The organism is Gordonia hankookensis, from assembly GCF_014673215.1.
GTDB lineage: Bacteria > Actinomycetota > Actinomycetes > Mycobacteriales > Mycobacteriaceae > Gordonia > Gordonia hankookensis.
The window spans coordinates 109808-133601 of the sequence record NZ_JACWMS010000005.1; the positions used below are offsets into that span (position 1 = coordinate 109808).

The following is a 23794-nucleotide window of genomic DNA, read 5'->3' on the forward strand; positions in this document are numbered from 1 at the left end:
GTGGCATCGGTTCTTCGGCCATCAGTGATCACCTTTCTTCTGTGCGACAAGCCATTCGGCGGTCGAGAGGTCGGTCACGAGAATCGTCGCGTAGCCACCGCGGAGTGCGCCGAGGATGGAGTCGCGTCGATGCTCGCCACCGGAGACGAGGATGGAGGTGGGGCAGGCGCGCACGGAGTCGAGGGGGACGGAGACGGTCCGGTCGACGAGAGTCGAGGCCACGGCAACGCCGTACGCGTCGTAGAACCGACCGCCGATCTCACCGACTGCACCGAGTTCCTCGAGTTCGTCGAGGACGATCGCATCGATGAACGCGCCCTCGAACAGGGTCGTCGAGGTGGAGACCGAGCCAACTCCGAAAAGCATCACGTTCGCCGATCTCGCCGCCGACAACGACTGCGAGAGAATGGAATCCCGTTGAAGCGCAGAGACCGTGTCGGAGTCGGCGTAGAGCGGCGCGACGAGCCGCATCGGCTGTGCGTGCAGGCGGTCGGACAGGCGCGCGAGGGCATGGTCGACGCCGGTGTGGTACTCGACGGAGGTCATCGATCCGTCCATCTGCACCACCTGTCGGCACGACGAACTGGCCTGCATCGCGTCGGCGACCGCGACCTGCTCGGGTCCCCACGTGAAACCGAGGACATCGGTCGCCTGGACGCGTCTGGCCAACACCGAGGCACCGGCACGGCCGAGGGCCGCGTTGCCCGACGTGGTCCCGTCGGCTCGTTCGTCGATGACGAGGACCTCGTCGAGTCCGAACGCCTCCTCGACGGTGCGTTCGGTTTCGGTGTGGATCGAAGCACTGAGATGTGCGGGGGCGGCCACCGTGACCTGGACCAGACCCTGGGCCCGCGCTCGGGCGACCAGGCGGCCGGCGGTCGGGCGAGAGACGCCCAGCCGGGTGGCGATCTCCGCCTGGGTGAGGCCCTCCAGGTGGTACATGGTTGCCGCACGCACCAGAAGACGCAGGTCGTGCCCTGCGTCGGGGGTCGTCCTCGCGGGAGTTGTCATCAACAATGCCTCACGGTCGCTGGTGAGCATCTGCTCACTAGCCGGAAATATGCTCAATACGCTAACATCGCTCGTGTGATGTACGCAACAACCGGCGCCGAGAGTGATCCGGCGATCAGCGCTATGCGCGCGAGTGTCCTGTACCCGGGTGGCGAGATGGCCGTCGAGGAGCGCCCCGTCCCCGATCCCGGGCCCGGCGACGTGCTGATCCGGGTCAGCGCCGTGGGAGTCTGCGGGTCCGACGCCCACTACGTGCGCCACGGACGCATCGGGAACCACGTCGTCGACGCGCCGTTGATCCTCGGGCACGAGGCGGCCGGGACGATCGTCGCGGTGGGACCGGGGATCGCGCAGTCCCGGATCGGCAGGCGGGTCTCGATCGAGCCGCAGACGCCCGATCCGACGAGCTCGGAGTCGCGGCGGGGTCTCTACAACCTCTGTCCGCACATGCGATTCTTCGCGACTCCACCGATCGATGGAGCGCTCTGTGAATACGTCACCATAGGCGCCTCCTTCGCGCACGATGTGCCCGACACGGTCAGTGACGATGCGGCTGCGCTGTGTGAGCCACTGTCGGTGGGGATCGCGGCCATTCGTAAAGCCGCTGTCGGTATGGGGGATTCGGTGCTGATCGCCGGAGCGGGCCCGATAGGTCTGATGTGTGCGCAGGTCGCCCGTGCGGCGGGGGTGACGAGGATCGTCATCAGCGAGCCCGACCCTGCCCGGCGCGCGGCGGCCGGCCAGTTCGGGGCCACCGAGATCATCGAACCCGGCGCTCCCGTGTCGTCGGTCGACGCGTTCGTCGACGCCAGCGGTGTCGAGGCCGCCGTGGTGGCGGGGATCTCGGCGCTGCGACCGGCAGGCCGGGCGGTACTGGTCGGGATGGGGGCGGACGCGATGACCTTGCCCGTGACGGTCATCCAGAACCGCGAGATCGTGCTCACCGGAGTCTTCCGCTACGCGAACACCTGGCCGACCGCGATCTCGCTGATCACCTCGGGACGTGTGGATCTCGACGCAATGGTCACCGGGAGGTTCGGTCTCGACGACGCGCGGGCCGCCCTCGACGCGGACCGCACTCCCGGCAGCATCAAGGCGGTCATCTACCCGGGCCTGTCCCGGTCCGTATCGTCGTCGGCGGACCGGCCGGCATCCGACACAGAGAAGGGACGTGACACGTGAGCGGGTCTCGTGAGTTGAGTCAATCGCAGCTGCCGGGCATCGAAGGGACGCCGACGCCGCACTACGACCGGACGCGATTGCGAACGGGTGTGGTGCATTTCGGTGTGGGTGGATTCCATCGGGCGCATCAGGCCATGTACCTCGACCGTCTGCTCGCCACCGGTGGCGACGACGCGCTCGCCTGGGGGATCTGCGGTGTCGGTGTCCGGCCGTCCGACGCGGCGATGCGTGATGCGCTCGTCCCGCAGGACGGCCTGTACAGCCTGACACTCAAACACCCGGACGGCAACGTCGAGACGTCCGTGATCGGGTCGCTCTGCGACTATCTCTTCGCACCCGACGACCCCGAACGCGTCATCGAGCGGCTTGCCTCGCCCGACACCGAGATCGTCTCGCTGACGGTGACCGAAGGTGGCTACAATTTCTCGCCGTCGACCGGCGAGTTCGACACAGAGAACCCGGAGATCGTCGCAGACCTCGTCGAGAATTCCATTCCGCGAACTGTTTTCGGGTTGGTGACCGAGGCCCTGCGGCGCAGGCGTGCGCGCGGTATCCCGTCGTTCACCGTCATGTCGTGTGACAACATCCAGGGCAACGGTGATGTGGCGAAGTCGACCTTCCTCGCCTTCGCGCGTCTCAAGGATCCGGAGCTCGCGGGCTGGATGGCCGAACACACCTGTTTCCCGAACTCCATGGTCGACCGGATCACGCCCGCGACGCCGCCGGACCTGCGTGCCGAGGTGCTGTCCCGGACCGGTGTCGACGACCGCTGGCCGGTGGTCGCCGAACCGTTCACGCAGTGGGTACTCGAGGACGACTTCTCCATGGGGCGGCCGCGATTGGAAGATGTCGGCGTGCAGGTGGTTCATGACGTCACTCCGTACGAGCTGATGAAGCTCCGCCTGCTCAATGCCGGCCACCAGACCCTCTGCTACTTCGGCTACCTCCTCGACTACCGATACGTCCACGACGCCACGTCAGACCCGCTGATCGCAACGTTGTTGCGCCGCTACATGTCCGAGGAGGGCCGGCCGACCTTGCGGGCGGTACCCGGTGTCGATCTCGACGACTACACCGAGACCCTGATCACGCGGTTCTCCAATCCGGCGATCGCCGACACGATCTCGCGGCTCTGCCAGGACTCGTCCGATCGGATCCCCAAGTGGTTGGTACCGGTCATCCGTGAGCGACTTGCCGCGGGCGGCGACGTCACGCTCGCCGCCGCCGTGGTGGCCGGCTGGACACGGTATGCGGAGGGCATCGACGAACACGGAGAGGTGATCGAGGTGGCCGATCCGCTGGCCGACCGACTGGTACCGCTTGCGCGCGAATCGCGCACCGAGCCGCTGGCGTTTGTCGCCGACACAGAACTGTTCGGCGATCTCGCGCTCGACGAGCGATTCACGAAACCATATCTGGCGGCGCTGGAGTCGCTGCGATCCCGCGGCGCACGGGCCACGCTGGAAGGGTTGCTCGCATGACCCTGGTGGCCGGGGTCGATTCGTCGACCCAGTCGTGCAAGGTCGTGGTGTGCGACGCCGACACCGGAATGATCGTGCGCGAGGGCAAGGCGGCACATCCCGCGGGTACCGAGGTGAACCCGGAGCACTGGTGGACTGCACTCGAGGATGCCGTCCGAGCAGCGGGTGGGCTCGACGATGTCGACGCGATGTCGGTTTCGGGGCAGCAGCACGGCCTGATCTGTCTCGACCGGAACGGTCAGGTGATCCGGGACGCGCTGCTGTGGAACGACACCCGATCGGCCGCGAGTGCCGCGGCCCTGGTCGACGAACTCGGCGCCGACGAGTGGGCGTCGCGGGTCGGTGTGGTCCCGGTCGCCTCCATCACCGCGGCCAAGCTGCGGTGGGTGGCCGACAACGAGCCCGATGTCGCCGACGCGACCGCCGCTGTCTGTCTTCCGCACGACTGGCTGACCTGGCGTCTACGCGGTGCTGATGGAATCGACACGCTGACGACCGACCGCAGCGACGCCTCCGGTACCGGATACTTCGCGGCGGCCGACGGGTCGTATCAGCGCGATCTCCTCGAGTTGGCCTTCCGTGGCCGCCTGCCCGTGCTGCCTCGTGTGCTGGAGCCGGATGCGTCGGCGGGGCGCACCGGCAGTGGCCGCCTGCTCGGCGTCGGCGCCGGAGACAACGCTTCCGCGGCGCTGGGGTTGGCCGCCGGTCTCGGTGATTGCGTTGTGTCCCTGGGTACTTCGGGTGTGGTGAGTGCAGTCACCGACACACCCCCGCGTGACGGGTCAGGGCTCGTCGCCGGATTCGCAGATGCCACCGGCAGGCAATTGCCGCTCGTGTGCACACTCAACGGGGCGCCCGTACTGGCGTCGACGGCGGGGATGCTCGGGGTCGATCTGGACGGGTTCGGCCGGCTGGCGCTCACCGCGGAGCCCGGCGCGGGAGGCCTGGTCATGGTGCCGTACCTGTCCGGAGAGCGCTCTCCCAACATCCCGGACGCCACCGGGTCGATCCTCGGGATCACCGTCGACAACTGGACTCCCGCCAATGTCGCACGGGCATCGGTGGAAGGTCTCCTGTGTTCCCTCGCCTACTGCCTCGATCTGATCGGCGAGCAGGGGATCGGGATCGACCGGATCGTGATGGTCGGCGGAGGCGCCCGGTCGGCCGCGGTACTCGCGATCGCGCCCGGACTCTTCGGCCGCGCGGTGACCGTCCCCGCGCCAGGCGAATACGTGGCGCGCGGTGCGGCGCGACAGGCCGCCTGGGCGCTCACGGGGGAACTGCCCGCCTGGGATGTCGCTGCCGAGCACCACGACAGCACACCCACCGATGCCGGTGTCGGAGCCGACGTCTACCGCCGCTACCTGTCCGCGACCGGATTGGTCCTCGAGCGCTGAGGTGAATCCGGCCGCGCACAGGTGGACCGGTCAGGGCGCGACGGTTCCCGCCGCGGTCACCAACGGCAGGTCGAGCGTGGTCCGGATTCCCGGCGGGCCGTCGATGACATTGGGGATGGAGTTGACGATCCGTCCCGCCGCGGCGACGATCGCCGCGTGGTTGTGGTCGCCGTGTTCGCTTGTCGGACAGATGTCGACCCGATACGACGGCTCGCCGACGATCTCGACCCGGTAGCAGCCGCCAGGTTGCGCCGGGCGTGCCCAGGCGTCGCCCACGTCGTCCCGGAGCCTGGTGACGTGTTCGATGACGATGAAGGGTTCGCCACCGACCATCCCGATGATCTCGAAGCGGACCGCGGCGCGTGTCCCCATCGCGATGTGTCCTGATGCGATGTCGAAATCGTCGGGGGCGGGCAGGTCTTCGTATCGCTCGACGATGTCGTCGACCTCCACGCCCAAACCGGAGGCGAGCTGGCGAATCGTCGTGCCCCAGGCGAGCCCGAGAACGCCGGGGAGAAACAGCATCGGCGTCTCGTCCATCGGTTTGCCGAATCCCATGACGTCGAACATCACCGTCGCGCCGTCGTACGTCGCGTAGTCGGCGATCTCCATGCATCGGACCTGCTCGATGTGCTGGCACGTCCCGGCGAAGGCCAGTGGGATCAGGTCGTTCGCGAATCCCGGGTCGACGCCGGTGATGAAGATGCTCGATCTGTTCGCCTCGGCGGCCGACTCGACCTTGGCGATGGCCTTCGAAGGCATCGCGCCCCAGGGGAATTGCAGGGTCCCCGGTGCGGACCCGACCACATCGATGCCTGCCGACAGCAGTCGCACGCAGTCGTCGAGTGACTCGACCGGGCGGGTGTCGCCCATTGCGCAGTAGACCGCGCAGTCGGGCGCAGCCGCGATGATCGCGTCCAGATCGTCGGTGGCGACCACGCCCGTCGGCGCGTGGTCCAGCCCGGCCAGCTCGGCGGCATCCTTGCCCACCTTCTCCGGCGACGACACGGCCAGCCCCACGAGTTCGAATCGAGGGTCGTCGATCAGTTGGCGAAGGGCCAGTCGGCCGACATTTCCGGTTCCTACGTGAGCCACGCGGATCGGCATGGAATGCTCCTTGTCCTGGTCAGGTGAACAATTGTCCGGACTACTGTCCATATCAGTAGATCACGTCGGAAGACGAGTCGGTAGAACCTGTTCTCATTTGGTGCTTGGCCAGGTAACCTGGCTCGCCATGGGACGTGTAGATGACAAGGTCGCGCTGATCAGCGGTGGTTCACGAGGAATGGGGGCGTCGCATGCGCGCATGCTCGTCGACGAGGGCGCCAAGGTGGTCATCGGAGACATCCTCGACGATGAGGGCAAGGCGCTCGCCGACGAGCTCGGCGACGCCGCGCGGTATGTACACCTGGACGTGACGTCGCCGGACGACTGGGCGGCGGCGGTCGCGACGGCCGTCGACGACTTCGGCAAACTGAACGTGCTCGTGAACAATGCGGGCATCGTGAACGGGAGTTCTCTGGAGAAGTTCCGTCTCGACAAGTGGAAGCAGATCATCGACGTCAACCTGACCGGGACCTTCCTCGGCATGCAGGTGGCGGTCGAGCCGATGATCGCCGCGGGTGGCGGGTCCATCATCAATGTGTCGTCGGTCGAGGGGCTGCGCGGCAGCCCGTGGGCGCACGGTTACGTCGCGTCCAAGTGGGGCGTCCGTGGACTCGCGAAGTCCGCCGCACTCGAACTCGCCCCACACAACATTCGTGTCAACTCGATCCATCCCGGTCTGATCCGTACGCCGATGACCGAAGGGCTGCCGGACGACATCATCAAGACCCCGTTGGGCCGGCCGGCCGAATCCAGCGAGGTGTCGACCTTCATCATCTTCCTGGCGAGCGACGAGTCGTCGTACGCGACCGGCACCGAGTTCGTGATGGACGGCGGACTGACCGCCGACGTCCCGCACAACTGACGTCGACCATCACCGAGTGGTCCTCGGAATGATCGCGACGAGCGCGACCATTCCGAGGACCTCGACGAGTGTCTGGGTGACCACCGCCGAGGCGGCGAGCTCGAGGCTCGGCGGCAGCGACAGGGCGAGTGGCAGCACGACGAGCGAGTTGCGGGTGGCCCCGGAGAACGCGATCGCCCGTCGACCCGCCAGATCGATCCGCGCGAGCCGGGCGATCAGCAGCCCCAAGATGGCCATCACCGCCAAGAACATCGCATACACGGGTATCAGTCGGGCGACCTCGCGCCCGTGGTCGTCGAGAGTGTGGATCTGTGACGCAACCACGACCGCGAGGACAACGGTCATCAGGGGCACCATCGCGACGTCGATCCCGCCTCGGAACCGTTGCGCCGGTGCTGATCGCACCGCGAGCATCTGGGTGCCCCAGGCCAGCGCCAACGGGACGACGATCAGCACGACGAACGATGTGACGAACGGCGAGATGTCCACCAGATCGGCCACTTCGGCGCCCATGAATGCCGTGAGAAACACTGGTAGCAGCGCCATCTGAAGGATCAGCAACACCGGTGTCGCGGCGAGTAGCCGACGATTGTCCCCGCCTGCCAGCCCGCTGAAGACGATCACGTAGTCGACGCACGGACACAGCAGGACGAGCAGGACGCCGGCACGGATGGCCCGATCCCCCGGCAACAGAGGGTAGAGCACGGCGACGACCGCCGGGACCACCAGGAAATTCACCCCGAACAGCACCGCCATGAACCGCGTGTCCCGGAGTGCGGTGCCCACATTCGCGACGGGGACCTGGAGAAACGTCACGTACAGCAGTGCGGCGATTGTCAGGTTGATCGTGTGTTCCAGGACCGCCGCGGCAGTGGGTGTGGCGAGTCCGACCAGTGCTCCGACGCCCATTCCACCGACATAGACCGGCACCTGGCGCCGCTCCAGCATCTGTGTGACGGTGCCGTGGTCGGACATCCGACCATTGTCTGTCATCGGGTGGACACGATCGCGACCTGGCCGGGAAACAATTCATCGCTTGTTGACCTGGCGCGCGCGGCGTGCTTATCATTCGACATGCGCGCCATGATTCTCAAAGAATTTCGCGAACTCCGGCGGGACCCCCGCACACTGGCCATGTTGATCGTCCTGCCGCTGCTGTTGCTGGTGATCTTCGGCTATGCAGCCAACTTCTACGTCTCGTCGGTGCAGACCGCCGTCGTCGGCCCGACCACTCAGCAGATCAGCCAGGCGCTGCCGTCGTACTTCGACGTCACCGAGTCCCATCCCGGCGACACCGCGACCCAGGCCCAGGACATGGTGCGGGAGAACAAGGTCGATGTGGCCATCGTGGCCGGCCCACCCGGGCAGAAACCGATCGCCTACGTGGACGGGTCGAACCTGTTCGCCGCACAGTCGGCGGTCGGCATCCTGAACAAGATGGGCGGACAGATCGAGACCGACGTGCTGTTCAACCCCGACTTGAAGACGTCGTGGGTGATGGTGCCTGCGATCATCGGCCTGATCCTCACCTTCATCGGCACGATCATCACGAGTATCGGGTTGGTCCGTGAACGAGAAGCCGGAACCCTGGAACAACTCGCTGTCATGCCGATCCGGCCGAGTCAGGTGATCCTGGGAAAGATCGTGCCGTACTTCCTGCTCGCTGCTGTGGACATGATCATCGTGACGGTCCTCGGGATGCTCCTGTTCGGCGTGCCGTTCAACGGGAACGTGCTGATCTTCGCGCTCGGGGCGGCCATCTTCCTGTTCGTCGTCCTCGGACTCGGGGTGCTGATCTCGACGATCTCCCAGACGACCGGCCAGGCGATCCAGACCGCGTTCATGTTCTTGCTCCCGCAGATCCTGTTGTCCGGCATGATCTTCCCGCTGGACGCGATGGCAGCGGGGGTCCGATGGATCGGCTACCTGCTCCCACTGACGTACTTCACCATGATCTCGCAGGGCGTGATGCTGCGCGGCGCGCCGATCTCGTCGCTATGGCTGCCGTTGCTGATCCTGACGGTGATGGCCGTGGTCGTGTTCACCGGCGCGACACTCCGATTCCGTCGCGACCTCGCACCCGACGTGTCGAAGCAGAAGACGCAGGCCCCGGCGACGGATTCGACCCGCGCGGACGTCGGATGATCGCGCGAGCGCGCTCGGTCACGGTGCGGTTCGGTGCACGAACCGCACTGGACGACGTGAGCGTCGACGTACCGGCCGGACAGGTGGTCGCGCTGGTCGGCGGCGACGGCGCAGGCAAATCCACTCTCCTGCGGACATTCGTGGGTGCGGTGATCCCGGACAGCGGCACGGTCGCCGCGCCCGGCAAACACGAGATCGGGTTCCTGTCGGCGGGTCCGGGGAGCTGGGCCGCGTTGACCGTGCGGCAGAACCTCGACTTCGTGGGCGGGATCTACGGTCTCGCGGGTGCCGAACTGGAGGACCGACGCGAGCGGCTCATCGACGGATCCGGATTACGCGTCGCCGCCGATCGACTGGCCTCGGCGCTGTCGGGCGGGATGCGCCGCAAGCTCGGCGCAGCCATGGCGATGATCCACCGTCCGTCCCTGCTGATCCTCGACGAGCCCAGTACCGGCGTGGACCCGGTCAGCCGCATCGATCTGTGGCGGATGATCTCGGAGGCGGCCGCGGACGGCGCCGCGGTGCTCATGTCGACGACCTATCTGGACGAGGCCGAGCGCGCCGCCGATCTCGTGGTCCTCGACGGCGGCCGGATCCTGACCCAGGGCTCCTATGACGACGTGCGGGCGGGATTCACCGGCGTCATCACCGCTGCCGCGTCGCCGACACGGCCACAGTGGTCGTGGCGACGTGGTCGGCAACGACACGAGTACTGGCCCGACGGTCGCCCCGACGTGGATGCACCCACCGTCACCCCGGACCTCGAGGACATCGTGATCGCGCTGAGCATGACACGCAGGCAGGAGGCCACGGCATGACCTCCGACGTGGTACTCGGTGCGCGTGACGTCACCCGCCGCTTCGGCGACTTCACCGCCGTCGACTCGGTGTCGATGACAGTCGGGCCGGGTGAGGTGGTCGGTCTGCTCGGCGCCAACGGCGCCGGAAAGACCACGTTGATCCGCATGTTGCTCGGACTGCTCGCCGCGACGGAGGGGGTGGTCGAACTCCTCGGCGGACCACCCGACCAGACCCGCAGGGCCCGAATGGGTTACGTGCCGCAGAACCTCGGACTGTACCGAGATCTGACCGTGGCCGAGAACCTGTCGTTCAGCGCCGGGGCCTACGGCGTACCCGTGCCCGACATCCCGGCGGACCTCCATGGTGTGCGCACCACACTCGTCGGTGACCTCGCCCTCGGAGCCCAGCGTCAGGTGGCGTTCCTCGTCGCCCTCGCCCACGCACCCGAGGTGCTGGTCCTCGACGAGCCGACCTCCGGTGTGGATGCCTTGTCGCGCGCCGAACTCTGGGACACGATCCGCCACCAGGCCGACAACGGGGTCGGTGTGCTGGTCACCACCCATTACATGGAGGAGGCGCAGCAGTGTGATCGACTGCTGCTCATGGCAAGTGGACAACTGGTCGGCTCGGGCAGCGAGGACGACATCATCGGCGACACCCGCGCGGTCGCGGTCCGGACATCGGACTGGTCACAGGCGTTCGCCGCATTGAACGACGCAGGCGTCCCGGTCATCCTGGCGGGCCGGGCGATCCGGGTGCCGGACACCGATCCCGCGGACATCGACGCCGTTCTCGGCGCCGCCGGCATCACGGCGGACATCACACCGGTCCGGGCCACCATCGAGGAACGCATGTTGGTCCTGGCTCGGGAACACGCGGCGCAGTCGTAGGGAACGTCGAGGTGACGCCGCAGCAACGGAGCGGTCGGGGACGAGGGCGCCCGAGGACGGCGGAGACCGGGTCCGACAATCGGGAGTCGATCCTCGGCGCGGCTCGGGAGTTGTTCTCGGACCGTGGTTTCGAGCGATCCACGATGCGAGAGATCGGCAGGCGGGCGGGCGTCGATCCGGCCCTGATCCATCACTACTTCGGCACCAAGGACGCATTGCTGGTCGCAGCACTGCGGCCGGAGATCGATGTCGTCGAGATGTTCGCGGGGATCACCGCCGACACCGAGAGTCCGGGAACCGAGTTCCTCCGGCGCATCCTCGGCTTCTGGGAGTCGAATCCCCAGCAGCGGACTCGTGCCATCGCCCTTCTTCGTGTGGCCGTCACCCACGCCGAGGTGGCCGGCGGGCTGCGCGAGTTCTTCCTCGGGGTCGCCCGTACCGCGCTCGCCGACGTCATGGCCGCCGATCATCGTGAGGAGCGGATCGGGCTGATGATCAGTCAGATCGCCGGACTCGTGATGGCGCGATATGTGCTCGATGTCCCTGCGGTCGCGGGGGCGACCCCGGAGGAGCTCGCTCAGCGCGTGGGGCCGAACATCGACCGCTATCTGACCGGTGACATGACCGTCGACTCCTGGCACAGCTGACTCGCTCTCGCCGAGCGTGCTCACGATCCCGGCGACCGTGCCCAGAGATTCTCGAGTGGGTGCAGCGTCGGGCGGCGTGGCAGTCGTCACTCGCCGCCGAAGGGTGATGTGCCCGGATCGCCGACGATTCCGGGTACGTTCATGCAGAACGGTGAACCCGACACGAGGATGCGCGATGGCCCGATTGCGGTGGATCTCCGCCGGCGCGCATTCCGATGCCGCGGTACGGCGGGCGCGTTCGGTGTGGATGCTGGTCGCGGTTGTCGGATTCCTGGTGGCCGCCAACCTCGTCGCGCATTTCACCGGGCGGTGGACCGGGATGCTCGCGGTGCCGGTGGCAGCCGTGCTGCTCGTCACCGGCACCCGATTGGCGGGCCTCCAGTGGCGTGAGATGGGTCTGAGTCGTTCGGAACTGCGGTCCGGGGTCCCGTACGCGGTGGCCGCAGTGGTGGTCGTGTTCGCCGTCGTGTCGGTGGCCGTGGCGATCCCGGCGACTCGGCAGTTCTTCTTGTCCGATCGCTACGACAGCGCATCAGAGGCGGCACTGGCCGCACTCGTGGTGATTCCGCTGCAGACGGTGTTACCCGAGGAGTTGCTGTTCCGCGGTGTCCTACAGGGATCACTGAGCCGCCTGTTCGGGGTGCGCGCCACGCTGGGCCTGGGTGCCGTCGCCTTCGGGTTCTGGCACATCAGTTCGTCGCTCGGGTTGACGTCGGGGAATGCCGGTCTCAGCGGAGTTCTCGGCTCGGGCACGCTCGGTCAGATCGCGGGCATTCTCGGTGCGGTCGTGGCGACGGGGCTGGCCGGACTCGTGCTGGGCTGGTTACGGTATCGCGCCAACAGCCTGCTGGCCCCGATCGCGCTGCACTGGGCGCTCAATGCGATCGGCGCGGTGGGTGCGGCCGTTGCCTGGCATCTGCCGTCCTGAGTCACGAAAGGTTGCCGGTGGAAGCGGTTGGCGCGTCCATCGGCAACCGGGCGGGCATCGTCATGTCGTACCGAAGATCCGGTCGCCTGCATCGCCGATGCCCGGCACGATGTATCCGTGGTCGTCGAGTCCTCGGTCGACGGCGGCGGTGAAGATGGGGACGTCGGGATGGGCGGAGTGCAGCGCGGCGATGCCCTCCGGACAGGTCAGCAGACAGACGAATTTGATCGATCGCGGTGAGTACTCCTTGATCCGATCCACGGCGGCGACCGCCGAGTGTCCCGTGGCCAGCATGGGATCGGCGATCACCACGTCGCGTTCGGTGAGTTCGCCGGGCATCTTGAAGTAGTACTCGACGGCAACCCGCGTCTTCGGGTCCCGGTAGAGGCCGATGTGGCCGACGCGTGCGCCGGGCACCACGGTCAGCATCCCGTCGACGATCCCGGTGCCCGCGCGCAGGATCGAGGCGAACACCACTTTCTTGCCGTCGATGACATTCGCGGTCATCGTTTCCAGAGGTGTCTCGATCGTGATCGGCTGCATCGGCATGTCGTGCAGGATCTCGTATGCCATGAGGGTGGAGATCTCGTTGAGCAACCGTCGGAAATCGTTGGTGGAGGTGTCCTTGCGGCGCATCAGGGTCAATTTGTGTTGCACCAGTGGGTGTTCGATGAGAACGATGTCGTCCATCTGAGTCCTTCGTGCTAGAAGACGGTGCCGTCGCTTGCGACGGTCAGTGGCGGCAGGCCGTTGCGGAGCCGACCGGCCAGTACGCGTCCGGCGGCCCAGGTCCCTCCCTCGAGGACACACGCGAGCGGCAGTTTCTCCCGGTCGCCCCCGAGGGCGTCGCGGACCAGCGGTGCGAGTTCGTCGATCAGACCGACCGTGAGCGCGCGCCATTCCACGATGAGTTCGTCGCCGGGTGACCAGATCTCGTGTGCGAGGTCCTGGTCGCGTAGTTCGATGACGCCGGTGTCGAGCAGCAGTCCGCCGTTGCGGTATTCGGGGAGCGGAGTCAGTTCGTCGATACCGGTGACGTCGACGCCTGCCCACGCCAGTGGCTCGAGCAACGAGAAGGTCAACCATTGCGAGAGCTTGTGGAACGGCATCCACCCGTCGGTCGCACCAGGTCCGGTCACCGCATCGTGGCGCCAGCAGTCGCCGAGAGGGTGGCCGTCGATGCTGTTGCCGGACAGCCAGATACCAGACAACGACCGGAGCAACGCGGCGAGGATGTCGGTCGCGGCCACCGATCGTCGGGGCGACGAGGTGGCGAAGTCGAGGAGGTGCCCGGGCCTGCCGGGTGTGCCGAACACGTGCGGCCGCGTCGTCAGGGCGGCGCCGAGTCGACGGAGCAACTCGACGCGCCCGTCCACTCCGACCAGAGGGTTGGTCGCGCTCGCCTGGAAGGCCGCGCCGAGTGACTCGGGGGTCAGCTGCTGCAGGGCGGTCGCGTCGACCTGCAGCGGTCGTCGCGGATCGCTGGAGAACAGGCCGGCCACGAATGCATGCCAACTTGCGACCGCGAGACCTTCCGATCGCGCGATCCGGAGTCCGGTGACCGTTTCGTGGAAGGTCCAGTCGGGGCCAGCTCCGGCGTCGAGCAGCACGCTGATCACCGCGAGGTCGGTCAGTGAACGAACGCGCTCGGCCGGGTCGCTGGGAAGTCGGTCGTCGATCGCTGCCAGGCGGTCGACGCCGCCGGTTTCGAAATGCCGCCACCGACTGTGAAACGGGATGTCCAGATCCGGGTAGCGCTGCCGGGTGACCGAGGCGACCTCGTCTGCGGCGGCCGCGCGTGCGTCGTCGTCCACCGTGAACCACCTCGACCCGCCGCCTCTGGCCCGCTCCACGAGCGCAGCGGCGCGTTCCCGGATGGCCGTGGTCGTTCGGAGCAGTGCCACACCGTCATCGACGTCGCCGGTGTCGTGCCGTGGGGCACTCCCGGCGGTGTCGGCGATCATCCGTCCAGCCCCCGACCCTTGGCCTTACCGAGTTCGGCGGCATCCGGAACCGGGCCCGGCGTGAAGTAGCCGGCTGCCATCTTGGCGTCGATCTCCACCTGTGCGTCCTCGGGAACCAGGTACTCGGGAATGTTGACCCGCTCGCCCACCTCGATCCCGGATCCGGTGATGGCGTCGTACTTCATGTTGCTCATCGAGACGAGCCGGTGGATCTTGCGTACGCCGAGCCAGTGCAGGACGTCGGGCATGAGCTCCTGGAATCGCATGTCCTGCACGCCGGCAACACATTCGGTTCTCGCGAAGTACTGGTCCGCGGTGTCGCCGCCGACTTGGCGCTTGCGTGCGTTGTACACGAGGAACTTCGTCACCTCTCCGAGCGCACGTCCCTCCTTGCGCGAGTACGCGACCAGACCGACACCCCCGCGTTGCGCGCCCCGGATGCACTCCTCGATGGCGTGTGTCAGGTAGGGGCGGCAGGTGCAGATGTCGGACCCGAAGACGTCGGAGCCGTTGCACTCATCGTGGACGCGGGCTGTGAGTTCGACCTCGGGATCGGCGAGATCGCCTGCGCTGCCGAAGATGTAGACGGTCTGACCACCGATGGGCGGCAGGAACACCTCGAGATCGGAGCGGGTGACCAGTTCCGGATACATGCCGCCGGTCTCCTCGAACAGCACGCGTCGGAGCTCGGCCTCAGTGCACCCGAAACGCTGTGCGACGCTGGGCAGATGCCACACCGGTTCGATCGCGGCCTTGGTGACCGACGCAGCACCCGACGGCAGGAGATACCGGCCGTCCGGGTGCAGTCGGCCGTTGGCGATGGCGTCGGCGATCTCGGGCACCACCACGTGTGCTTTGGTGATCGCGATGGTGGGACGGATGTCGTGGCCTGCGGCCAGTTCGGTGCCGAACGCCTCGGCCGTCATCGCACCCCACGGATCCAGGCTGACGATCGCTCCCGGCTCCGACCACTGTGGATAGGGGCCGACCACGTCGGTGGGGGCGGTGTCGGTGAGATCGGCGCGATGCTCGCGAGAGAGAGCTCCGGCTGCCACGGCGAGTGCCCGATAGACACTGTAGGACCCACTGTGGGTGCCGATGACGTTGCGATGCGCACGTCGTGACGTGGTGCCGACGACGGGGCCGCGTTCGGCGGCGGTCGGTGCTCCCCACCTGATGGGTAGGGCATCCGAGCCGCCGCTGTGTGACGTCAGCCGGATGTGACCGACGGCCCCGGGTGTGGCCGGTGGCACGGAGTTCGCGTTCAGATCTGCGGTCATCGTCGCTCCTGTCGATCACCGGCGAGCGGGTGGTCGCCCTGGCCGTTCGAGGAAACCGCCAGCATAACGATCACCTCCAGCCTATGCCGGGTGACGAGATCCGGCGAGAACCCCGATCGGCGCCTGATCTCAGCCCGTGCGCCGGTGTGCCGACACCGCGTAGTCACCGCCGTCGAACGGCAGGCGATCCCAGGTGGCCCATCGGCCGAACTGTGCGAGCCCCGCCGACGACGCGCACCGGTCGTACTCCTCGAGTGAGATCCGATCCGGTCGGAGGGCGAACCCGGCGACGAGCAGCCCGCCGGGCCGTAGTCGTCGCGCCAGCTGAGCGATCACCGATTCCTCGGTGCCGGGATGAACGAAGATCATCACGTTTCCGGCCATTGCCACGACATCGAAGACGTCGTCGAACAGGTGTGATCCGAGATCGGCGAGATCGGCGTGTATCCACTCGTTGTCGGGGTCGTTGCGTCGGGCCGTGTCCAGCATCGTCGTGTCGGCGTCGACGCCGACCGTCTCGAAGCCACGGCGACGGAGTTCGATCGCCACCCGGCCCGTCCCACATCCGGCATCGAGCACACGAGTTCCGCCGATCTGTTCGAGTAGCGAACCCACGAGATCGGCCTCGCCGTGGATGTCCTGCCCGGCGGCAGCCATCTGCGACCACCTGGCATCGTAGGCATCGCCCTTCGGTGCGTCGGCCTGTTCCCATCGAGTGCCCATGGTTCATCCTGGCACGCGATCGGATGGGCTCGGCGCGGCGGAGTTCGCGAATGGTTGGGTAAGTGAACGGCACGATGGGGGAAGCTCGATGAACGTCTACGAGGCGATCGGTGCTCGACGAGACGTCCGGAACGAATTCAGCGGCGACGTGGTCGACGACGCTCGATTGTCGCGGGTTCTCGAGGCGGCCCACGCCGCTCCGAGTGTCGGCAACACCCAGCCGTGGGATTTCGTCGTGGTCCAGGATCCCGACACGCTGACCAGATTCGCCGAGCACGTGGCCGGCTGCCGCGCCGATTTCGCGCGGTCGCTGCCGGCCGATCGAGCGGCGACCTTCGGGCCGATCGTGGTCGAGGGAATCGAGCAATCAGGAACCGGAATCGTGGTCACCTACGACCCCGGCCGAGGCGGCAGACACATCCTCGGCCGACACACGATCGACTCGACCGGTCGGCTCTCGGTGGGGCTGGCGATCGAGAACCTGTGGCTCGCGGCAACCGCCGAAGGACTCGGCGTCGGCTGGGTCTCGTTCTATCAGGACCCGTTTCTGCGCGAGCTCGTCGGGGTACCCACATCGGTGGAGGTGATCGCCTGGCTGTGTGTCGGGCCGGTCACGCAGCTGCAGACCGTGCCCGATCTCGAGCGTTTCGGATGGCGCGCGCGACGGTCGTTGGCGGATGCGGTGCACCGGGAGACCTTCGGGTCGCCTCGTCCGACCGGTGTGCGGACGCAGACCCGATGAGTGACCGACGTCGCCCTCGGTGACCACCGTCATGCTCCCGGAACACGGGTGGTTTGCCGGAATGGCGCAACGGGAACGGCGCCCCTCCCGCGGTGAGCAGGAGAGGCGCCGTCGCCCTGCGGCCCGGATGGGCCGTCGTGCTGTGTCAGGACAGATCGAACCGGTCGAGATTCATGACCTTGTCCCACGCGGCGACGAAGTCCTTGACGAACTTCTCCTTCGCGTCATCCTCGCCGTAGACCTCGGCGAGCGCGCGGAGTTGCGAGTTCGATCCGAAGACGAGGTCGGCTCGACTGCTCGTCCACTTCTGGGCGCCGGAGTCGCGGTCCTTGCCGACGTAGGTGCCGTCGTCGGCCGGTGACGGCGTCCACTCGGTGCCCATGTCGAGCAGATTGACGAAGAAGTCGTTCGTCAACTGTCCTGGCTTGTCGGTCAGGACGCCGAGGGCGGAATCCTTGTGATTCGCACCGAGGACCCGCAGCCCGCCGACGAGGACGGTCATCTCCGGGGCCGACAGGGTGAGCAGGTTGGCCTTGTCGAGAAGCCGGTATTCGGCAGGCAACTCACTGCTCTTGCCCTCGTAGTTGCGGAAGCCGTCCGCCTTGGGCTCCAGGTACGCGAAGGACTCGACATCGGTCGATTCCTGCGTCGCGTCGGTCCGGCCCGCGGTGAAGGGCACGGTGATGTCGAAACCGGCGTCCTTGGCGGCCTTCTCCACTGCGGCGACACCACCGAGCACGACGAGATCGGCGAACGACACCTTCGCTCCGGACCCACCGTTGAACGATTCCTGGATCTGCTCCAGCTTGCTGATGACCTGGGCGAGTTCGTCGGGTTCGTTGACCTCCCAGCCGGCCTGCGGCTGGAGCCGGATGCGGCCGCCGTTGGCGCCGCCACGCTTGTCGCTGCCGCGGAAGGACGACGCTGCCGCCCATGCAGTGGAAACAAGTTGTCCGACAGTCAATCCCGACTCGAGGAGCTGCGACTTGAGTGAATCGACGTCCGCATCGGAGACGACCGGCCCTTCCTGCGGGGGCACATTGTCCTGCCACAGATAGGTCTCGGACGGTGCCAGCGGACCGCGATAGCGGATCGCCGGACCCATGTCACGGTGCAGCAGCTTGAACCAGGCCTTGGCGAACTCGTCGGCGAGTTCTTCCGGATGGTCGAGCCAGCGGCGGGTGATCTCGCCGTAGACCGGGTCCATCCGCATCGACAGATCGGTGGTCAGCATCGACGGGTGCGTCTTGCCGGACCCGTGCGCCTCGGGCACCGAGCTCGCCCAGCCGCCGTCCTTCGGCTGCCACTGATTCGCGCCTGCGGGGCTCTTCGTCAGCTCCCACTCGTTGCCGTACAGGATCTCCAGGAAGCTGTTGTCCCACTTGGTGGGTGTGTGCGTCCAGATGACCTCGAGTCCACTGGTGATCGCGTCCGCTCCCACACCGGTGCCCTGCGGATTGAGCCAGCCCAGCCCCTGCTGCTCGATGGGTGAGGCCTCGGGCTCGGGCCCGACGAGCTCGGCGTCGCCGTTGCCATGGGTCTTGCCGAACGTGTGTCCGCCCACGATGAGTGCGGCGGTCTCCACGTCGTTCATCGCCATCCGTCCGAACGTCTCCCGGATGTCGGTGGCCGCCGCGATCGGGTCCGGATTGCCGTTCGGGCCTTCCGGATTCACGTAGATCAGGCCCATTTGAACGGCTGCGAGCGGGTTGGTGAGGTCGCGCTCCCCGCTGTAGCGGTTGTCGCCGAGCCATTCGGCCTCGGGGCCCCAGTAGACCTCTTCCGGCTCCCATTCGTCGACGCGGCCGAACGCGAAGCCCGCGGTCTTGAAGCCCATCGATTCGAGGGCGACGTTGCCGGCCAGGACCAGCAGGTCGGCCCAGGAGAGTGCCTTGCCGTACTTCTTCTTGACCGGCCACAGCAGACGACGCGCCTTGTCGAGGCTTGCGTTGTCGGGCCAGCTGTTCAACGGTGCGAAGCGCTGCATTCCGGAACCCGCTCCGCCACGGCCGTCTTCGACGCGGTAGGTGCCTGCGGCGTGCCATGACATCCGGATGAAGAGAGGTCCGTAGTGCCCGAAGTCGGCAGGCCACCACGCCTGGCTGTTCGTCATCACGTCGGTGAGATCGGACTTCAGGGCGTCGACATCAAGACCCTCGAGGGCGGCGTCGTAGTCGAAGTCGGCGTCAACCGGATTGGCGACATCCGGATTGTGTGCCAGCAGTTTGAGATTCAGCTGGTTGGGCCACCAGTCGCGGTTACCGCCGCCCTCCACGGGCGGCTTGATCCGCATGGGGCAGGCCTTGTCGTCCGCATCGGTGTTGGCCTCCGCTATCGGCGGGTGCTCCGTTGCGTTGGCCGGGTTTTCCTCAGTCACGACAATCCTTTCGGGAGTGGGTGATTCGGGCTGTGATCACGGGCGTGATCCCGAAGTGGGAGAGGCTGCGCACTCTGCGCACAGGCCCCAATAGATGACTTCGGCCTCGTCCAGGACGAAGCCTTGGTGGTCCGACGGGACGAGGCAGGGTGCCTCCCCGACGGCGCAGTCGACATCGGCGATGATCCCGCAGGAGCGGCATACGACGTGGTGGTGATTGTCGCCGACCCTGGACTCGTAACGAGCGACGTGGCCGGACGGCTGAATGCGCCGTACCAGGCCCGAGGCGGTCAGGGCACGGAGAATGTCGTAGACCGCCTGACGCGAGACGTCGGGCAGGGCTCTACGAACCGCGCCGACGATGGTGTCGGTGTCGGCATGGGGACTTGCGCACACAGCTTCGAGTACGGCCACCCGGGGCCGGGTGACTCGTAGATCGGCGTCACGCAACTGGCTCGCGTACTCCGAGTGTGACTGCACGCACACAAATATGGCGCCTTTTCTGGACTGAGTCAAGTCTTCGGCGAAAAGTGCATGCCGCCCGGTGTGTTCAGTCGAGCGAGTCGTTCGCCTCGATGCGGAAACCGACCTTCACGGTGACCTGGGTGTGGGCTATCGCTCCGTCGACGAGGTGACCACGGGTCCCGACGACCTCGAACCATTCGAGATTGCGGGTGGTCTCCGAGACGCGGGCGATCGCGTTGGCGATCGCGGCGTCGATACCGTTCGGCGAGGAGCCGACGACTTCGATGACTCGATAGGTGTGCTCGCTCATGCAGCCGATACTCCCATGGGCGTGCGGAGGGCGGGTCGCTTTGATCAGAACGATGTCGACCACCGCGACGGACCAGGCCGTGCCGGCCCACTGCGCGTCCACCTCCGGATGAATTCACCGCCGTCGGTCGTGATGACCTGATCATGTGCGACGAGACGATCCAGGTGGAGTTGCGCGGTACGGCGTTCGACCGCGTCGACGAACGGCAGCTCGACGTGTGGCCGATAGACGAGGCGGTGCGCGACGATGTCGGGAATCGCGCGTGGCCGATCGAGGAACTCGAGGAGTCGTTCCTCTCGACGAAGGATCACCGCGGTGTAGTCGTCGAGCCGGCGTCGGAACTCCGCCGCTCCGTCGATGACCCCTTTCTGATGGAACGTGCCGTACCAGCGGGCGTCGATGGTGCGCACTCTCTCGATCGACGTCAGGAAATCGTCGACGCTGCTGCCGACGTCGCCGTACATCGGGCCGAACGAGGTGAGGTCGATGTCGGCGACGTACAGGAAGCCCGCCGGTTCGATCAGGACCCCGCAGTGTCCGGCGGTGTGGCCGGGCAGGTGGATCACGGTCGCGCTCGCGTCGCCGAGGTCGAACACATGACCGTCACCGACGCCGATGGCTTCCGGAAAGCCGTCGGGGAGCGCGAACTGTTCGCTGATCTGCGCGTCGACGGCGTCGAGCTCCTCGGAGGTCAGCCCGTATCCGTCGAGGAGGACCTGCAGGGAGCGGACACCGTCCACATCGCGATGGTGGGCGTACTTGTCGCAGGCGAAGTGCTTGAGCCCGGCGATGTGGTCCTCGTGTGCGTGACTGATCATCACCGCATCGGCACCGACCGGATCGTGGTCGACTTCGAGCGACGGATCGATCACCAACCGCGCTTGTGAACCGTTCACCACCACGGTGTTGCCGTACGGGAACGCACCCCCGTGGCCCGACATCAACACGGTCACGCCGTCGAAGCGGGTTTCACGAATATTCGACGACGTGCCCATTCCGTCTGGGTACTCGGAGGACCGCATCGTGTCAATCGTCGGACGGTCGGCGGCTCCGCGACCGGTCGACCTCCCGACGCTCGGGATCAGGCCGTCGCGAGCAGCACGCCGACGCCGACGAACAGCAGACCGAATGTGCGGTTGAGGTTCCGCTGTCCGCGTTCGCTGGTCGTCACCCGACGGAAGCTTCGCGCGATGAGCGCGAAGAACAGCCACATCACCACGATGTCGACGGCGACGATCGTGGCCGCGATGACCGCATACTGTCCGGCCAGGGACTGATCCGTGTGCACGAACCCGGGGATGAAGGCCAGCAGGAAGACGATCGCCTTGGGGTTGAGCAGGTTGACCCACAGACCGCGCAGAAACATCGACCACCCTGATTCCTGCACAGATGTCGGGGCCGGCGCGGGCGCCGAGTCGGGGCGTCGGAGGAACTGGCGAATGCCGAGGTAGACGAGATAGGCGGCGCCGGCGTAGCGGATCACCGCAAAGGTTGCCGGTGATCGGGAGACGACCACGCCCAGTCCGGCTGCGACCACGAGGAGCTGGATGACGAGCGCCGCCTGTTGGCCGAGCACGCCCCAGATCGCCCGGCGGAATCCGACGTTGAGCGAATTGCTCATCGTGTTGATCGCACCGGCACCCGGTGTGAAGCTGATGAGCAGGCACGCCGTCAGGAGTGCGAGCCAGGTCGAGATCTGCACCGCCCGAGGGTAGTGGGGCGGCCGCGGGAGAACTCGCCGCGGGGTCTCCGACACCGGCGTCGATGGGAAGATGACTGCGACTGTCTCGGCGACCGCCGCGGCCAGTGAGGAGACCGGACATGGCCAGACCGAGCTACTCGGCGACCGCTTCTCTCGTCGGTTCCATCGCAGGACCGGGCGGCGGCCACTGATGGACCTCGACGAGATCGTCGACGAACTCTATGGACTCCCGCCTGCCGAGTTCGTGGCACGCCGGAACGCGCTGGCGAAGGAGGCCAAGGGCGCAGGCCGCACGACGCTTGCTGCCGAGGTCGCCGCCCTTCGGCGCCCGACCAGGGTCGCGTGGGCGGTGAACCAGTGGGCGAGACACGACCCCGACGGGGTCGGCGCCATCCTCGATCTCGCCGCGGAGCTCGCAGCCGCTCAGCGACGAGCGGCGGCGGATCGTTTGCGGGACCTCTCCACCCGGCGTCAGCAACTGATCGCCGAAACGGTTGTGGCGGTGGCCGAGCGAGCGCGGGAACTGGATGGGGCACTCTCCGCCAACGCGATCCGCGAGGTCGGACAGTCTCTACGAGCCGCCCTCGCCGATCCCGAGGTGGGTGCAGAGCTGCAGCGCGGTCGGCTCGTCGCTGCAGCAGAGTACAGCGGTTTCGGGCCGACCGGGGTGTTCGCGGTGCCGGAGCCGGTGGCCGACGAGAGCGACCAGGATCCCGATGATCATGGGGCTGCCGATCGGGCTGCCAAGGCCCACACGCCTGACGATCTCGACGAGCGGATCGCGGCGGCCAGGGCGACGCTCACAGCCTCGGAGGGCGACGAACATCGTGCGCGCGCGGACCTCGCGCAGCATGCGGATCAGCGCGCGGAGGCGGCGCGCCGCGTGGATGAACTGACCGAGCAGGCCGAACGGTTGCGCGCGGAACTCGCCCATTGCGACGCCGAACTACGCTTCGCTCGACGGCAGCTGACGGTTGCCGACGATGAGAGTGAGAGCGCTGCAGAGGCTTTGAGCGAGATTCAGAATCGGGTCGTCGAGGTTCGACGGATGCTGGCCGGGCTCGAGGGACGGTGACAGGCGCAACCTGTCCGCTCGTCTGACGTCATCAGTGAGCGGACAGGACCTTGATCGCGAACACCAGCGTGTCGCCCTTCTGGATTCCCGCGTCGGGCATGCCGTCTGGGTATCCGTCGGCGGGCGCCATGGCAACTGCCACCGTCGAACCGACCTTCTGGCCGGCGATCGCCTTTTTGAAACCGGGCACGACTCCGTCGAGTGGGAAGTCGGCGGGTGTGCCGCGCTCGTAGCTGCTGTCGAAGACCTTTCCGTCTCGACCATCGACGCCCATGTAGCAGACGGACACCGATGCCGTGTCGGGAACAACCGGGCCGTCACCGGCGGTCAATGTGTGGACCTGGGTCTGGGTGACGGCGAAGGGGGTCTGGACGTCGATCCGCGGGGCGGCCGTGTCGGTGGACCCGACCACCTCGACGCTGCCGGTGGATCCCTGGAGGGTCCATTGGGGGGCGACCGAGCCCTGGGGTGCGGTGGAGGGGCACGTCGCGGCAGCTGCTGCGCCGGCCGGCGCGCTGTCGGTGGTGTCTGTGGTGGGCTCGGTGCCCGAGGAGCACGCGGTCAGCGTCAATGCGAGAGCTGTGACCGACAAGAGGGCGCCGCGACGGATCTTCATGCGGGTAACGCTACCGAAAGGGATTCGATCCGAGGTAACGGACCGAACCTGTCCGCATCACCTGGCACTGTGACGGTATCGGCACTCGTG

General features: G+C 66.9%; 24 protein-coding genes. 11 read left to right on the top strand and 13 right to left on the bottom strand.

Annotated elements, in window-relative coordinates:
- Positions 1 to 21: 21 nt before the first annotated feature.
- Positions 22 to 1041, bottom strand: coding sequence for a sugar-binding transcriptional regulator (locus IDF66_RS20980; RefSeq protein ID WP_164309861.1), 1020 nt, complete (start codon positions 1039 to 1041; stop codon positions 22 to 24).
- A gap of 48 nt (positions 1042 to 1089) precedes the next feature.
- Here IDF66_RS20980 and IDF66_RS20985 point away from each other — a divergent pair, with 48 nt between their 5' ends.
- Genes IDF66_RS20985 through IDF66_RS20995 form a run of 3 tightly spaced genes read left to right on the top strand, consistent with a single transcriptional unit; the run spans position 1090 to position 5071 of the window.
- Entirely contained in the window at positions 1090 to 2193 is a 1104-nt protein-coding gene (locus IDF66_RS20985) for an NAD(P)-dependent alcohol dehydrogenase (protein WP_223309983.1), read from the top strand.
- Positions 2190 to 3674 (top strand): mannitol dehydrogenase family protein, encoded by a 1485-nt coding sequence (locus IDF66_RS20990; protein ID WP_190268466.1) that lies wholly within the window; start codon positions 2190 to 2192, stop codon positions 3672 to 3674. Before IDF66_RS20985 ends, IDF66_RS20990 begins: the two co-directional genes overlap by 4 nt.
- A complete protein-coding gene (locus tag IDF66_RS20995) occupies positions 3671 to 5071 on the top strand; it encodes a xylulokinase (protein WP_190268467.1) in 1401 nt (466 codons plus the stop codon). The genes IDF66_RS20990 and IDF66_RS20995 overlap by 4 nt, the downstream gene beginning before the upstream one ends.
- A 30-nt stretch (positions 5072 to 5101) precedes the next feature.
- Here IDF66_RS20995 and IDF66_RS21000 read toward each other — a convergent pair whose 3' ends face one another.
- On the bottom strand, positions 5102 to 6178 hold the full coding sequence (locus tag IDF66_RS21000; protein ID WP_190268468.1) for an NAD(P)H-dependent amine dehydrogenase family protein: 1077 nt from the start codon (positions 6176 to 6178) through the stop codon (positions 5102 to 5104).
- A gap of 127 nt (positions 6179 to 6305) precedes the next feature.
- Here IDF66_RS21000 and IDF66_RS21005 point away from each other — a divergent pair, with 127 nt between their 5' ends.
- Positions 6306 to 7040 carry a glucose 1-dehydrogenase gene (locus IDF66_RS21005; protein ID WP_164309857.1) on the top strand — a complete coding sequence of 245 codons (735 nt, stop codon included), beginning with the start codon at positions 6306 to 6308 and terminating at the stop codon, positions 7038 to 7040.
- Positions 7041 to 7049: 9 nt separating this feature from the next.
- Here IDF66_RS21005 and IDF66_RS21010 read toward each other — a convergent pair whose 3' ends face one another.
- Positions 7050 to 8015: an arsenic resistance protein gene (locus tag IDF66_RS21010; RefSeq protein ID WP_190268469.1), complete on the bottom strand. Its 966-nt coding sequence runs from the start codon at positions 8013 to 8015 to the stop codon at positions 7050 to 7052.
- A gap of 99 nt (positions 8016 to 8114) precedes the next feature.
- On the opposite strand from IDF66_RS21010, the gene IDF66_RS21015 reads away from it, so the two are divergent.
- The 5 genes from IDF66_RS21015 to IDF66_RS21035 all read left to right on the top strand — a co-directional run bounded on the left by IDF66_RS21015 (position 8115) and on the right by IDF66_RS21035 (position 12450).
- Positions 8115 to 9185, top strand: coding sequence for an ABC transporter permease (locus IDF66_RS21015; RefSeq protein ID WP_190268470.1), 1071 nt, complete (start codon positions 8115 to 8117; stop codon positions 9183 to 9185).
- Complete coding sequence (locus IDF66_RS21020; RefSeq protein WP_190268471.1) at positions 9182 to 10003, top strand: ABC transporter ATP-binding protein; 822 nt, start codon at positions 9182 to 9184, stop codon at positions 10001 to 10003. The genes IDF66_RS21015 and IDF66_RS21020 overlap by 4 nt, the downstream gene beginning before the upstream one ends.
- Positions 10000 to 10875: an ABC transporter ATP-binding protein gene (locus IDF66_RS21025; protein WP_190268472.1), complete on the top strand. Its 876-nt coding sequence runs from the start codon at positions 10000 to 10002 to the stop codon at positions 10873 to 10875. Before IDF66_RS21020 ends, IDF66_RS21025 begins: the two co-directional genes overlap by 4 nt.
- 11 nt (positions 10876 to 10886) lie before the next feature.
- Positions 10887 to 11522, top strand: a complete 636-nt coding sequence (locus IDF66_RS24085; protein ID WP_190268473.1) for a TetR/AcrR family transcriptional regulator — start codon at positions 10887 to 10889, stop codon at positions 11520 to 11522.
- 175 nt (positions 11523 to 11697) lie between these two features.
- The gene (locus IDF66_RS21035; RefSeq protein WP_190268474.1) at positions 11698 to 12450 is read left to right on the top strand and encodes a CPBP family intramembrane glutamic endopeptidase; all 753 of its coding nucleotides are present in this window, start codon (positions 11698 to 11700) and stop codon (positions 12448 to 12450) included.
- 60 nt (positions 12451 to 12510) lie between these two features.
- Here the strand turns inward: IDF66_RS21035 and upp are convergent, their stop codons facing one another.
- The 4 genes from upp to IDF66_RS21055 form a co-directional block, all read right to left on the bottom strand.
- Complete coding sequence (gene upp, locus IDF66_RS21040) at positions 12511 to 13140, bottom strand: uracil phosphoribosyltransferase (protein ID WP_190268475.1); 630 nt, start codon at positions 13138 to 13140, stop codon at positions 12511 to 12513.
- Between the two features lie 14 nt (positions 13141 to 13154).
- On the bottom strand, positions 13155 to 14414 hold the full coding sequence (locus tag IDF66_RS21045) for a URC4/urg3 family protein (protein WP_190268476.1): 1260 nt from the start codon (positions 14412 to 14414) through the stop codon (positions 13155 to 13157).
- The gene (locus IDF66_RS21050) at positions 14411 to 15694 is read right to left on the bottom strand and encodes a GTP cyclohydrolase II (protein ID WP_190268477.1); all 1284 of its coding nucleotides are present in this window, start codon (positions 15692 to 15694) and stop codon (positions 14411 to 14413) included. The genes IDF66_RS21045 and IDF66_RS21050 overlap by 4 nt, the downstream gene beginning before the upstream one ends.
- A gap of 129 nt (positions 15695 to 15823) precedes the next feature.
- Positions 15824 to 16417 (bottom strand): class I SAM-dependent DNA methyltransferase, encoded by a 594-nt coding sequence (locus IDF66_RS21055; RefSeq protein WP_190268478.1) that lies wholly within the window; start codon positions 16415 to 16417, stop codon positions 15824 to 15826.
- Positions 16418 to 16505: 88 nt separating this feature from the next.
- On the opposite strand from IDF66_RS21055, the gene bluB reads away from it, so the two are divergent.
- Complete coding sequence (gene bluB, locus IDF66_RS21060; protein ID WP_190268479.1) at positions 16506 to 17159, top strand: 5,6-dimethylbenzimidazole synthase; 654 nt, start codon at positions 16506 to 16508, stop codon at positions 17157 to 17159.
- Between the two features lie 145 nt (positions 17160 to 17304).
- Here bluB and katG read toward each other — a convergent pair whose 3' ends face one another.
- From katG to IDF66_RS21085, 5 genes are all read right to left on the bottom strand, one after another.
- Positions 17305 to 19452, bottom strand: a complete 2148-nt coding sequence (gene katG, locus IDF66_RS21065; RefSeq protein WP_223309986.1) for a catalase/peroxidase HPI — start codon at positions 19450 to 19452, stop codon at positions 17305 to 17307.
- Positions 19453 to 19572: 120 nt separating this feature from the next.
- Positions 19573 to 20016: a Fur family transcriptional regulator gene (locus tag IDF66_RS21070; RefSeq protein ID WP_190268481.1), complete on the bottom strand. Its 444-nt coding sequence runs from the start codon at positions 20014 to 20016 to the stop codon at positions 19573 to 19575.
- Between the two features lie 70 nt (positions 20017 to 20086).
- Positions 20087 to 20311: a dodecin gene (locus tag IDF66_RS21075; protein ID WP_164309844.1), complete on the bottom strand. Its 225-nt coding sequence runs from the start codon at positions 20309 to 20311 to the stop codon at positions 20087 to 20089.
- 44 nt (positions 20312 to 20355) lie between these two features.
- On the bottom strand, positions 20356 to 21306 hold the full coding sequence (locus tag IDF66_RS21080) for an MBL fold metallo-hydrolase (protein ID WP_190268663.1): 951 nt from the start codon (positions 21304 to 21306) through the stop codon (positions 20356 to 20358).
- An 86-nt stretch (positions 21307 to 21392) separates the two neighbouring features.
- Entirely contained in the window at positions 21393 to 22013 is a 621-nt protein-coding gene (locus IDF66_RS21085; protein WP_190268482.1) for a LysE family transporter, read from the bottom strand.
- A gap of 70 nt (positions 22014 to 22083) precedes the next feature.
- On the opposite strand from IDF66_RS21085, the gene IDF66_RS21090 reads away from it, so the two are divergent.
- Positions 22084 to 23088, top strand: coding sequence for a hypothetical protein (locus tag IDF66_RS21090; protein ID WP_190268483.1), 1005 nt, complete (start codon positions 22084 to 22086; stop codon positions 23086 to 23088).
- Between the two features lie 31 nt (positions 23089 to 23119).
- On the opposite strand, the gene IDF66_RS21095 is transcribed toward IDF66_RS21090, so the two are convergent.
- The gene (locus tag IDF66_RS21095) at positions 23120 to 23704 is read right to left on the bottom strand and encodes an FKBP-type peptidyl-prolyl cis-trans isomerase (RefSeq protein ID WP_190268484.1); all 585 of its coding nucleotides are present in this window, start codon (positions 23702 to 23704) and stop codon (positions 23120 to 23122) included.
- Positions 23705 to 23794 lie beyond the last annotated feature (90 nt).